The sequence below is a fragment of the Cohnella sp. LGH genome (assembly GCF_017671885.1).
In the GTDB taxonomy this organism is placed as follows: domain Bacteria; phylum Bacillota; class Bacilli; order Paenibacillales; family Paenibacillaceae; genus Cohnella; species Cohnella phaseoli.
In genome coordinates this window covers 7,922,022-7,934,535 of record NZ_CP072117.1, presented here as the reverse complement: position 1 = coordinate 7,934,535, position 12,514 = coordinate 7,922,022, and the positions used below count along the sequence as shown (strand labels likewise).

The 12,514-nt window shown below is 56.6% G+C and carries 9 protein-coding genes; 8 read left to right on the top strand and 1 reads right to left on the bottom strand.

Going from position 1 to position 12,514, the window contains the following annotated elements; genetic code table 11:
* Positions 1-7 precede the first annotated feature (7 nt).
* From J4772_RS32730 to J4772_RS32705, 6 genes are all read left to right on the top strand, one after another.
* On the top strand, positions 8-1,219 hold the full coding sequence (locus tag J4772_RS32730; RefSeq protein WP_209073070.1) for a hypothetical protein: 1,212 nt from the start codon (positions 8-10) through the stop codon (positions 1,217-1,219).
* Positions 1,220-1,231: 12 nt separating this feature from the next.
* The gene (locus tag J4772_RS32725) at positions 1,232-2,353 is read left to right on the top strand and encodes a glycosyltransferase family 4 protein (protein WP_209073069.1); all 1,122 of its coding nucleotides are present in this window, start codon (positions 1,232-1,234) and stop codon (positions 2,351-2,353) included.
* Between the two features lie 209 nt (positions 2,354-2,562).
* A complete protein-coding gene (locus tag J4772_RS32720; RefSeq protein ID WP_116065790.1) occupies positions 2,563-3,024 on the top strand; it encodes a CtsR family transcriptional regulator in 462 nt (153 codons plus the stop codon).
* A 19-nt stretch (positions 3,025-3,043) separates the two neighbouring features.
* Complete coding sequence (locus tag J4772_RS32715; protein WP_209073068.1) at positions 3,044-3,547, top strand: protein-arginine kinase activator protein McsA; 504 nt, start codon at positions 3,044-3,046, stop codon at positions 3,545-3,547.
* Positions 3,548-3,564: 17 nt separating this feature from the next.
* Positions 3,565-4,629 carry a protein arginine kinase gene (locus J4772_RS32710; protein ID WP_209073067.1) on the top strand — a complete coding sequence of 355 codons (1,065 nt, stop codon included), beginning with the start codon at positions 3,565-3,567 and terminating at the stop codon, positions 4,627-4,629.
* A gap of 35 nt (positions 4,630-4,664) precedes the next feature.
* Positions 4,665-7,112, top strand: coding sequence for an ATP-dependent Clp protease ATP-binding subunit (locus J4772_RS32705; protein WP_116065793.1), 2,448 nt, complete (start codon positions 4,665-4,667; stop codon positions 7,110-7,112).
* Positions 7,113-7,304: 192 nt separating this feature from the next.
* On the opposite strand, the gene J4772_RS32700 is transcribed toward J4772_RS32705, so the two are convergent.
* Positions 7,305-7,712 carry a hypothetical protein gene (locus J4772_RS32700; RefSeq protein ID WP_209073066.1) on the bottom strand — a complete coding sequence of 136 codons (408 nt, stop codon included), beginning with the start codon at positions 7,710-7,712 and terminating at the stop codon, positions 7,305-7,307.
* 226 nt (positions 7,713-7,938) lie between these two features.
* On the opposite strand from J4772_RS32700, the gene J4772_RS32695 reads away from it, so the two are divergent.
* Entirely contained in the window at positions 7,939-8,577 is a 639-nt protein-coding gene (locus J4772_RS32695) for a TetR/AcrR family transcriptional regulator (RefSeq protein ID WP_209073065.1), read from the top strand.
* Between the two features lie 72 nt (positions 8,578-8,649).
* Complete coding sequence (locus J4772_RS32690; RefSeq protein ID WP_209073064.1) at positions 8,650-11,727, top strand: MMPL family transporter; 3,078 nt, start codon at positions 8,650-8,652, stop codon at positions 11,725-11,727.
* Positions 11,728-12,514 lie beyond the last annotated feature (787 nt).

The window sequence follows — 12,514 nt, the reverse complement described above, 5'->3', positions numbered from 1 at the left end:
AGGACTAATGGATAATCTGTGCACGATTGTCTCTAAAAATTATATCGCGTTTGCCCGAACGCTTGGGCAATCGTTCCTTGAGCAGCATCCGACTGGCAAAGTGTACGTTTTGCTGGCTGATGAGGACGACGGGACGCTTGCGCATCGCGAAGAGCCGTTCGAATGGGTGCGCCTGCCCGAGATCGGTCTGCCGATTTGGCCCGATATGCGATTCCAGTATGACATTACGGAATTCAATACGGCGGTAAAACCGTTCTTTCTCGAATATTTGCTGCTTAAGCGGGGACTGGAATCGATTGTGTACATGGATCCCGACATTCTCATCACGCACCGGATGGACGATCTGTACCGGCTGCTGCCGCAGCATGCGATCGTGCTGACTCCGCATATTTTGACGCCTCTTCCATCCGACCGGCATAAGCCCGGCGAGGCGGAGCTGCTGCAGGCGGGAGTATACAATCTCGGCTTTATCGCTTTGCACGGTACGGACGAGACGTTCAAGATGCTGCGCTGGTGGAAAGACAGGCTGACATGCGAATGTCTGATGGAGCCCGCTCAAGGCTACCACGTCGATCAGAAATGGATGGACTTCGCGCCGGCTCTGTTCGAGGGCGTTCATATTTTGAAGGACCCGGCATACAATGCCGCATATTGGAATCTTCACGAACGGCCGATCCTTTGGCGCAACGGGATGTACGAGATATACGGGAAGCCGTTGATCTTCTACCATTTCAGCGGTCTGACTCCGGATCTTTCCCGCATCTCGAAGCATCAGAACCGTCACCAATGGACGGATGCTCCGCATTTGCACGGGCTGTTCAACGCCTACGTCTCTCGCCTGATCGCGAACGGCTATCCGACAACGGCAGGCAGCCGTTATACCTACAATTACTTCGATAACGGCGTCGTAATTCCGACAGTCGCCCGCAAGCTGTATCGGAAGCTCGGAGCGCCATCGACGTTCGGCAACCCTTTCCACACGCTGACTCCGAACGGATTCTACCGCTGGCTGTTCGCTCCGGCGAGCGTCGCCGCTCCGATGCCGAATTTGCTGAAGGAAATCTACGAGACTCGGGTCGACCTGCAAAGGCTGTTTCCCGCCGCTCACGGAGCGGACCGGCAGGGATTGATGACCTGGGCCAGGCAGTTCGTTCCGATCGAATACGGCATGGACCCGATTGTCTGGCAACCGGTGATCGATTCCATGATCTACGCTTAGGAGGGGGACGGTATGTTGCCTGGCGTCAATCTGATCGGATACGCGAGATATGAGATGGGGATCGGCGAGTCCTGCAGGCTGGCGGCCAAGGCGCTGAGCGCAGCGGGAATTCCGTTCGGCATTCTGAACTACTCGGGCGGCAATATTTCGCGCGATCGGGATTTGTCCTGGAGCTCGGCCGAGATCGACGCGCCGCTCTACCCCGTCAATCTGTTTCACATCAATGCCGATCGGATGCCGCTCGCCTATTCGGAGCTTGGAGAGGAATGGTTCGGGGGAAGAACGAACATCGGTTACTGGCACTGGGAGCTTCCGGAGTTTCCCGACGAATACGCCGAAGGCTTTCGTCATTTGGACGAAGTATGGGTTCCTTCGGCCTTCGTCCGGGACAGCGTGGCGCGCAAATCCCCCGTTCCCGTCTACGTCGTCCCTCATGGCATTCGAGTGGAGGTTCCCCAAGACGTCCAGCGGAAATCGTTCGGCCTGCCGGAGAAAAAGTTTCTGTTCCTATGCATGTACGATACTTACAGCTATTCTTCGCGCAAAAATCCGTCGGCCGTTCTGAGGGCTTATCGCTTAGCTGTCGAGCGATACGGTATGCAGGCCGGGCTGGTTATCAAAATGAACAATCCACAGCAGGCGGAGGTCGACAATCTGCAGCAGGAGGCGGAGGGACTGCCGAACGTGCGGATCGTCGATCGGGTGCTCAGCCGCTCCGAAGCCAACGCTCTGCTTGCTTGCGCGGATTGCTACATTGCGTTGCATCGCTCCGAAGGCTTCGGCCTGCCTCTGGCTGAAGCGATGTATCTTGGCAAACCGGTCATCGGAACGCATTGGTCGGGCAACGCGGATTTTATGGACGAGATGAACTCAGGTGCGGTGCGCTATCGTCTAACCCGGATCGGAACCCACTACGGCCCGTATAAGGCGCACCAGCAATGGGCGGAGCCCGATCAGGAGCATGCCGTCCATCTCATGTGGAAAGCAGTGTACGACGAGGAATGGAGACGGCGGATCGCCAGCAACGGACAGAGAACGATCCGAACTTTTTTTTCCCCGGAAGCGGTTGGCGAGAAGATCCGGGAGCGGTTGGAGAAGCGAAGGAACGGTCCGGAACCGGGTCGAAGCGGATAAAAGCATGGCTGTCCGGGAGGCGATGCGGCCTCGTGAATCCGGGCAGCTTTTTTTGCTTTTTCCGCAGCATCGGAATCTCGTGCATGCGAAGTTGCATTTTTCAAAAAGCGGCGTATAATAAAGTTATAGTCAAAGAAAGTCAAAGTCAGATCCACCCCTCATTGACTAACCGGCTATGCCGGCTTGGATCGAAGAAAGGAGGTTGGACGTTGCGTAATATTTCCGATCTTATCGAACACTACCTTAAGCAGAGTCTGGAGAACAGCCAGGCAGGCGCTATTGAAATTCAGCGGAGCGAGCTGGCCGACAGATTCTCCTGCGTGCCGTCGCAGATCAATTATGTAATCAGCACGAGGTTCACGCTTGAGAAGGGCTACTACGTGGAAAGCAAACGCGGAGGCGGAGGCTACATCCGTATTCAGCGCGTGAGCCTGCCGTCGGTCGAGGCCGTACAGCGCCATATCCGTCAGACGGTCGGGGAACGGATCGACCAGACAACCGCGGAGGGTCTGATTTACCAGTTGGAGGAGGCCCGGTTTCTGACCGAGAGGGAAGCGCATTTGCTGAAGGCGGCCGTCTCGCGGGATGCGTTGGCGCTTAAGCTTCCGGTCAGAGACGAGATTCGGGCGAAGCTGCTCAAGGCGATGCTGATCGCCTTGCTTGCGAAATGACGGGAGGAGGAAGAAGGCTATGCAGTGCCAGGAATGCGGCAAACGGCCGGCTACGCTTCATTTTACGAAGTTCGTCAACGGGGAGAAAACCGAGCTGCACATCTGCGAGACGTGCGCCAGGGACAAAGGGGAGATGCTTCCCGGGACGGCCGGAGGATTTTCCATTCATAATCTGCTTTCCGGATTGCTCGACTTCGAGCCCCGGAACCAGACGGTCAAGCCGGCGGTTAAGTGCGAAGCTTGCGGGATGACCTATACTCAGTTCAGCAAGGTAGGACGTTTCGGGTGCAGCGAGTGCTACAAGCAATTCTCCGAGCGGCTAGATCCGCTTCTGAAGCGGGTACACGGCAGCACGGTCCACGTTGGCAAAATGCCGAAGCGGGCGGCCGGTCACTTGAAGACGAAGCGCGAAATCGAGCGGCTGAAGAAGGAAATGCAGGGCAGGATCGAGCGGGAGGATTTCGAGACCGCCGCGCAGCTGCGAGACCGGATCCGCGAGCTCGAGAGCGAAATGAGCGGATGAAAGGGAGGGGTTGAACGATGGCGAAAAGAAAATTCACGAAGCAAGCGCTCAGTCAGTGGATGAAAGGGGAAGGCCCCGAATCCGAGGTCGTGATCAGCAGCCGCGTGCGAATCGCGCGCAACTTGCGGAATATTCCTTTTCCGCTGATGGCCAGTCCCGAACAATCGCTGTCGGCGGCGGACCAGCTTCTCGGGGTGGCGGAGAGCGGGCGGCTGAACGGCTTGGGCAAGATCGATCAGATTCGGCTTGCGGAGCTGACCGAGCTGGAGAAGCTGGTGCTGGTCGAGAAGCATCTGATCAGCCCCAATCTGGCGAATGAATCGCGCAACGGGGCTCTGATTCTGAGTCCAAAAGAAGATATTAGTGTAATGATTAACGAAGAGGACCATCTTCGCATTCAATGTTTATACCCGGGATTTCAGGTGAATGAGGCTTGGGATTCGGCCAGCAAGATCGACGATATTTTCGAGGAACAGGTTGATTACGCCTTCGATGAGAAGCACGGATACTTAACGAGCTGTCCGACCAACGTCGGCACGGGCATACGCGTATCGGTCATGATGCACCTGCCCGCGCTCGTCATGACGGGACAGATCAACCGGATTTTGTCGGCGGTGACGCAGGTCGGGCTGGCCGTCAGAGGCATCTACGGCGAGGGCAGCGAAGCGACGGGCAACCTGTTCCAAGTCTCCAACCAGGCGACGCTCGGACAGTCGGAGCAGGAGATTATCGACAATCTATTCCAGGTAGCGCATCAGATCATCGAGCACGAGAAGTCGGCGCGGGTGAAGCTGCTCGGCGAATCGAGGCTGCGTGTAGAGGACCGCGTGCGCAGATCGTACGGCGTTTTGACACAGGCGCTGATCATCGACTCGAAGGAAGCCGCGCAGCGCCTGTCCGATATTCGCCTCGGTTCCCATCTGGGGCTGCTGCCGGAGGTTGAGCCGCACGCATTGAACGAATTGCTCGTCTCGACGCAGCCGGGCTTCCTGCAATTGACGTTTGGGGAAGCGATGAGCCCGGAGGATCGCGATAAGTCGCGGGCGGAATTAATCCGCACTCGACTGGCAACTCTTTCATAAATGTTTTATTCTAAATTTATTAGGAGGTGTGTCTCATGATGTTTGGCAGATTTACGGAACGCGCGCAGAAGGTGTTGGCCCTGGCCCAGGAAGAAGCAGTGCGGTTGGGACACAACAATATCGGTACGGAGCATATTCTTCTCGGCTTGATTCGGGAAGGGGAGAGCATCGCCGCCAAGGCGCTGATCGCTCTCGGATTGGGATTGGAGAAAATTCAGGACGAGGTGGAATCGCTCATCGGCCGCGGACAGGAGCAGCCGACGAACATTGCTTATACGCCTCGAGCGAAGAAGGTCATCGAACTGTCGATGGACGAGGCGCGTAAGCTCGGCCACACTTACGTCGGCACGGAGCATATTTTGCTCGGACTCATTCGCGAAGGCGAAGGCGTCGCCGCCCGGGTGCTGAACAATCTGGGCATCAGCTTGAACAAGGCGCGCCAGCAAGTGCTTCAGCTGCTCGGCAGCAACGAGAACGCATCGCCGAACCACGGTCCGTCCGCCAATGTCAGCACCCCGACGCTGGACGGCCTGGCCCGCGACTTGACCGCAAGCGCGCGGGAAGGCAATATTGACCCCGTCATCGGACGGCAGAAGGAAATCGAGCGCGTCATCCAAGTGCTTTCCCGCCGGACGAAAAACAACCCGGTGCTGATCGGGGAGCCGGGCGTCGGCAAAACGGCGATCGCCGAAGGGCTGGCCCAACGCATCGTCAACAACGAAATTCCCGAGACGCTGCGCGATAAGCGCGTCATGACGCTGGATATGGGCTCGGTCGTCGCAGGCACGAAGTACCGCGGCGAGTTCGAGGACCGTCTGAAAAAAATCATGGACGAAATTCGTCAAGCCGGCAACGTCATCCTATTCATCGACGAGCTGCATACGCTCATCGGAGCGGGCGGCGCGGAAGGCGCGATCGACGCCTCCAACATTTTGAAGCCGGCGCTGGCACGCGGCGAACTGCAGTGCATCGGCGCGACGACGCTGGACGAATATCGCAAATATATCGAGAAGGATGCGGCTCTGGAGCGCCGGTTCCAGCCGATTACGGTGGATCAGCCGACTCCGGAAGAAGCGGTGCAAATTCTGCTTGGGCTGCGCGATCGCTACGAAGCGCATCACCGGGTGAAAATTACCGACGAGGCGATCGATGCGGCGGTGAAGCTGTCCGATCGCTACATTCCCGACCGGTTCCTGCCGGACAAAGCGATCGACTTGATCGACGAAGCCGGCTCCAAGGTTCGGCTGAATTCCTACACGGTTCCGCCTAATCTAAAGCAGCTTGAGACGCGTCTGGAGGACATCCGCAAGGAGAAGGACGCCGCCGTTCAAAGCCAGGAGTTCGAGAAAGCGGCCGCTCTGCGCGATACCGAGCAGAAAATCCGCGAAGAGCTGGATTTCACGAAAAACCAGTGGAAGGAAAAGCAAGGCCGCACCGATTCCGAAGTGACGCCTGAGGATATCGCTCAGGTTGTGGCAAGCTGGACCGGCATCCCGGTCAGCAAGCTGGCGGAGGAGGAGACGGAGCGCCTGCTGAAGATGGAAAGCATTCTGCACGATCGCGTCATCGGCCAGGAGGAAGCCGTTAAATCGGTGTCCCGCGCCATTCGCCGCGCTCGCGCCGGACTCAAGGATCCGAAGCGTCCGATGGGCTCCTTCATTTTCCTCGGACCTACGGGTGTCGGCAAGACCGAGCTGGCCCGCGCGATTGCGGAGGCCATGTTCGGAGACGAGAACGCGGTTATCCGCATCGACATGTCGGAGTACATGGAGAAGCACTCCACGTCCCGCCTCGTCGGAGCGCCTCCGGGATACGTCGGTTATGACGAAGGCGGCCAACTGACCGAGAAAGTGCGCCGTAAGCCGTACTCGGTCGTGCTGCTGGACGAGATCGAGAAGGCGCATCCGGAAGTGTTTAATATTTTGCTGCAAGTGCTGGAAGACGGCCGTCTGACCGATTCCAAGGGTCGTTCGGTAGACTTCCGCAACACGCTGATCATCATGACGTCCAACGTAGGCGCGGAGCAGATCCGGAAAAACTCCACGCTCGGCTTCACCGCCGCGCAGGATGCGGGACGCGACTATCAGAACATGAAGGAGAAGGTGCTGGCGGAGCTGAAGAAGTCGTTCCGTCCGGAGTTCCTGAACCGGATCGACGAATCGATCGTGTTCCACCCTCTGAACGAGGAGCACATCGCTCAGATCGTAACGCTGATGGCCGACGATCTTCGCAAGCGCCTTGTCGAGCACAACGTCAGCTTCGAGCTGACCGACTCGGCCAAAGCGTTCCTGGCGAAGGAAGGCTACGATCCGCAATATGGAGCGCGTCCGCTGCGCAGAGCGATCCAGAAGCATATCGAGGATCGGCTGTCGGAGGATTTGCTGCTCGGCAAAATCGCCAAAGGCCACGCTCTTGTTATCGACGAGGAGAATGGAAGTCTCGTAGTTAAACTGAAAGGCGAGATTGAGCTGTCCAAGGCTTAAGACGCCATAAAAAAACCGTTCCGTAAGGCTCGCGCCTGGAACGGTTTTTTTTATGGCGTCGTCCCTCAAGTTTCGTCCTCGGACGAATGGACGCGGACAGTCCTCGTGCGGTAATCGCTCGGGGGATTTGCGCGGTCGGACCGCGCCGCCGTTCGGGCGATGCCGCGACTCGGGAACGAATCCGGACGCGCATTAGCCGAAAGAAGAGGCGCTGATTTCTACGGGACCTATGACGGCAACGGTCAATCCGGGAGTTACGCTCTCGATAGAAAGCGTATAAATCTGAGGGCCGGAAGGAGAGTTTCCATCGATGGTCAGCAAGGAGTTCAATTGGAACGTGGTGAACGAAGCTTCGATGCCGATCCGGGAATAATAGATTTCTGTACCTCCGCGACGAATGCGATACAGAACGGACCCGGAACCCGGATTGCTCTGGATGCCGACCGTTGCAACGATTTGAACATATCGGGGCACCGTATTCGGAACGCTGACGATGACGGAAGCGATGTCCGTTTTGGCCGGGGTCAGCGGGACCGCAATGTTTGTCCCTCCGGCAATCGGAGTGACTACGGTCGCGTTGTAATTGAATAACGTCGTCATATCATGACCTCCTTTCCTTGTCGGATAACACATCATATGCTTGGCCACTGGAAAAGACAGGATGAATCGGCATGAGCGATACTACATTTTTATTCGCGACAGGCCATAAGTCCCGGCGGGTTTCTCAAAACGGGGGAGTGTCTCCGTTCACATTTTTGTAAATTGTTAAAATGACGGCAACAGGAGTATAATAGCTTTTAGTACAATAATGATCAGGTGATTACTAATGCAGGTTTTAAAGGAGGAAGTGCGCAGCGCCATTTTGCTGGCCGCATACGAGGAGTTTCGGCAGAGCGGTTATTCGGAAGCGTCGATACGCCGGATTGCCGCCGCCGCCGGAATGACCTCGGGCAACATTTATCGCTATTTTCGCAATAAGGAGGATTTGTTCGACGCTATTGTCGGTCCTCTCTATAGCGAATATAGCCGTTACGCGCAGGAATACTTGCAAACTGCCGAAGGGATCGTGACGGGTGGCTGGGACGTCCAGGCGAGAACGATCTTCTTCGAACGGGTTCAGGCTACGCTCATCGGATTGTTGATGGCGTCCGGCCCCAGTCTGCTGCTGCTGCTGTGCCGCAGCGAAGGCTCGAAGTACGAAAGCATCCGCAGCGAGCTTACCGGGTTCGTCGAAAGCCTGCTGACGAAAACCTTCTCGGCCGCTAAAGCAGCGGCAGGACCGCTGAACGAGAACGAACGGATCGAGATCGGCATGCTGTCGGCGACCTTGATTGAAGGCGTTGCCTGGATCGCGGCTAAGTATCACGATTCCGAAAGATTAGGAACGTTGGTCGAGCAATTGATCGATGTGTTCGGCGGCAGAGTGGAGAAAAGGTTGTTGGTTTACCGGGATCTTATCGGGTGAAGCGCTCAATCGTTTCTTCGAGCGGACTTGGCGGAGTGAAGAGAGACTGAGGAGAGAAGGAGAGGAAACGAAATGCAACGAATTATACGCTGGCGCTGGCCGCTATTGGCGATATGGCTGGCTGTTACCGTCGTGCTGACGGTCATTCAGCCGGACGTCAACGCCATCCTGCACGAACGCGGACAAAACCCGCTTTCTGCGGACAGCCGCGCCGTCATCGCTCACGATCTGCTCAAGAAAATGAGCAATGTCAAGGGGCGGAGCGATATCGTCGTCTTTTTCAAGGAAGAAGGACTGTCCGAGGACGACATGAAGAGTATCAAAAGCGGGGTAGAAGGAATCCAAGCGAAGTCGGATGCGCTTGGCGCGGCGGAGCTGATCGATCCGTTCTCCTCCCCGGAAGCGGGCAAGCAGTTGATCTCGCAAGATCGTACGACGGTTATGGTCCCGTTCGTGCTCCAGGTCAACGGGCGCAGCGTGGACGATATTGGCGATCAATTCACCGAGGCGCTCAAAGACGTACAGGTTCCGTTTTATTTGACGGGCGAAGACTTTATTGAAAACGACTATTTGAAGGCGACGATCGCCGGGGTCGAGAAGAGCGCCGCGCTGACGGTCATTTTCATTTTGGTCGTGCTGCTGCTGATGTTCCGTTCCATCGTCATTCCTTTCGTGTCGCTGCTGACGGTGGGGATATCGTATCTGGTGTCGATGGGGATCGCGGCTCAACTGATCGATAAGCTTGAATTTCCGATCACCAGCGTAACCCAGATGCTGCTTGTGCTGATCCTGTTCGGAATCGGAACGGACTACAATATTTTGTTGTTCAACCGATTCAAGGAGGAGCTGTCCCAGGGTAAAACGACGGACGAAGCGATCATCGCTTCCTACCGGACTGCGGGCAAGACGATCATCTACAGCATTCTGACGGTGTTTATCGCGTTTGCGGGCTTAACGTTCTCGGATTTCGGCATCTATCAGTCGGCGAACGTAGTCGCGATCGGAACCGTCATTCTGGTGCTCGTGCTCCTGACGCTGACGCCGTTCGTGATGAAGACGTTCGGGGCGAAGCTGTTCTGGCCTTCTCGCGGAGCGGCCGGGCATAAGGAAAGCCGACTGATGGCGGGGCTGACTCAAACGGCGGTTAAGCGGCCTCTGATCACGATTGCCGTCATTGTCGCGCTGCTGATTCCCGTCTTCCTGACCAGCGGCCAGAAGCTCAGCTTCGACCAATTGGCGGAGCTCGGCGACGACCATCCGTCGACCAAGGCGTTCGGCATCGTGGCCGAGAGGTTCAGCAGAGGGCAGGCTTTGCCGACGACGCTTGTGATCGAAGGCAAGGAAGAGCTGGACAACAACGAGGCTTTGGCAGTAATCGACGATCTGACGAACGCGATCAGGGATATTCCGGGCGTGCACCAAGTGTCCGGAGTCACTCAGCCGGAAGGCAAGCCAATTGACGAATTCTATATTAAGGGCCAGACGGCCGAGGTGACCAAAGGCATTGCCGCATCGCGAGACGGAGTTGACGCCGTGCGGGACGGACTGGATCAGATGCGTTCCGAGCTGAAGTCGCCCGACTTCTCGCAGGTGAAGCAGTTGGCGGAAGGCACCGGCCAGGTACGGGACGGATTGGATCAGGTCACCGACGCGGTGAACCGGATCGTCTCCGGTATCGGCGACGGAGCAAGCGGAGGCCGCGCGCTGGAAGAAGGAATCGCCAAGCTGCGCGGAGGCATGACGGACATCGCCGCGCAAACCGGCGTGCTGGCTGACGCGCTCGAACGGCTTCGCCAAGGCTACGAAGCGCTCGGGGGCGGCTACAAGGAGCTTGGGAACGGAATTCCGGAGCTGCAGAACGGTATGGCCGGAATGAACGGCCTAATCGACAAACTGGGGCAGACGCATAGCGAATTGGCCGAAGACCAGGACTACGCGACGCTTCGCAGCACGGGACAACAGCTGGCGACCGCTCTGGCCGGCATTGCCGACGGATTTGCCCAATTGGAACGTAATTCGTCCGAGCTGCAAACCGGATTAGGCTCTTCCGCCGACGGCTTGCGGAAGCTGGCTGCAGGACAGCAGCAGATCGTGGGCGGGCTGAAGGAGCTGGAGCAGGGAGCCAAGCAACTGTCCTCCGGCCTGTCTCAAGGAGAATCCGGCGGCCAGAAGCTCGCGGCTTCGATGAAGCGGCTGAGCGGGGCGTTGGCCGACATCGAAGAAGGCCAGAAGCAGTTGAACGAAGGGCTCGGAGCTCTGAACGGGGGCTTCGATCAGTTGAAGGACGGACTGCAGAAGAGCGGTCAAGGACTGTCGGACATTTCGGACGGCTTGAAGATGACCGGGGATTTCCTCGTGCAGATGGGAACGACGAAGACGTTCTTCATTCCGCGCGAGGCTCTGGAGAGCGAGCAATTCGCCCAGGCGAAGGATGCTTTCATGTCGAAGAATCGCACGGTGACAAAGCTGATCGTCGTGCTGAACGAGGATCCGTATTCCCCCGAAGCGCTTAAGATTATCGACCAGGTCAACGCCACGACGGACAGCCGCCTCGACGGCACCGTGCTGGCCGATGCGGCTCGCGGAGCGGCGGGACCGACATCGATTACGCACGATATGAACGAGTCTCAGCTGGCGTCGTTCAATAGCGCGGCGATTATCGTCATCGTCAGCGTCTTCCTGGTGCTGCTGATGGTCATTCGTTCGATATTGCCTGCATTGTACATTGTGCTGTCGCTTATCGCTTCCTATTATGTGGCGATGGGGGCCTCTAAGCTGGTTGCCGAGCATATTCTCGGAACGGAGGGCTTGTCTTCGTTCGTGCCGTTCTTCTCCTTCATCGTTATCGTTGCGGTTGGCGTCGATTACGGCATCTTCTTGATGATGCGGTATAAGGAATACGGCGACATCGACCATGAAGAAGCGATCAAGCGGGCGACGCGAAGCGTAGGAGGGGTCATCATCTCCGCGATGATCATCCTCGGCGGAACCTTCGCTACGTTGATGCCTTCGGGGCTGGTGCTGCTGATCGAGATGGCTACGGCCGTCATCGTGGGTCTCGTCGCGCTCGTCTTCGTGCTGCTGCCGATGCTTGTACCGGCGCTGATGGCACTGCCGAAAGTATTTCGCAGACGAGAGCAGGTCAAATAAGGTTGGTTGATGCTATAGCAAGGGGCTGTCCCATAAGCCATTCAAGTCGCTCTATAAGATAATCGATGATAAGAGCAAAAGGTATATGTACCTCCCTCCGATGCTATACACTCCTGAAATCTAAATGGATAAACCCGTGATAAGGTGATTTCAGGAGCGTATGAGGCAGTCTCCGGGAGGTACATACACCTTTCTTTGTCTTTCGATCATCTTAAGCAACTCTGCTTATGGGACAGCTTCTTTTTTCTGCCAGGAAGTACAATTAGCTGATCTATTGTTGATACCCTCTCTTTGTCTGGCGGGCGGCGAGCCAACAGGGCAGTAGGTCGCCCGAGCGGCGGAATAGGTCACGGGCAGCAGGTCACCCGGGCGTCAAAATTAAAGCGGAAAAACCGCCATAATTCCACGAAATGGGCATAAATGGTGAAAATAAGCAGGAAAATCGAGCTTATTTTTTCAAAACGGGTGATTTTACAGAAACAAGGCGGAAAATCCGCTTTATTGGCTCTCGGAATGGTGCGGCAGCATTTTTTAAGGCGGCTTTTCCGTCTTAGGCGAACAATTGTTCGTTATGTCTGAAGCTGCAAGCTGACTGGGCCGGGCCAGAACGTCAAACCGGGATGTGCCGAACAGCCCTCCCACACTGTAGACGTTTTTTACATTTATCTGTCTCTTGCAGTCTGGAAGGCCGTTGCGCGAGCAGAATGGTTGTCAAATGATCAATCGAGATTCTTTGGATCGCTTAAGGCAAGCATTCTTTGGATGATTTTTAAATCCCGTTCGGTTC

Excerpts from the sequence above, each read along its gene's own strand:
- J4772_RS32730 (WP_209073070.1), top strand. The coding sequence starts at position 8 with ATGGATAATCTGTGCACGATTGTCTCTAAAAATTATATCGCGTTTGCC.
- J4772_RS32725 (WP_209073069.1), top strand. The coding sequence starts at position 1,232 with ATGTTGCCTGGCGTCAATCTGATCGGATACGCGAGATATGAGATGGGG.
- J4772_RS32715 (WP_209073068.1), top strand. The coding sequence starts at position 3,044 with ATGCAGTGCCAGGAATGCGGCAAACGGCCGGCTACGCTTCATTTTACG.
- J4772_RS32710 (WP_209073067.1), top strand. The coding sequence starts at position 3,565 with ATGGCGAAAAGAAAATTCACGAAGCAAGCGCTCAGTCAGTGGATGAAA.
- J4772_RS32705 (WP_116065793.1), top strand. The coding sequence starts at position 4,665 with ATGATGTTTGGCAGATTTACGGAACGCGCGCAGAAGGTGTTGGCCCTG.
- J4772_RS32700 (WP_209073066.1), bottom strand. The coding sequence starts at position 7,712 with ATGACGACGTTATTCAATTACAACGCGACCGTAGTCACTCCGATTGCC.
- J4772_RS32695 (WP_209073065.1), top strand. The coding sequence starts at position 7,939 with ATGCAGGTTTTAAAGGAGGAAGTGCGCAGCGCCATTTTGCTGGCCGCA.
- J4772_RS32690 (WP_209073064.1), top strand. The coding sequence starts at position 8,650 with ATGCAACGAATTATACGCTGGCGCTGGCCGCTATTGGCGATATGGCTG.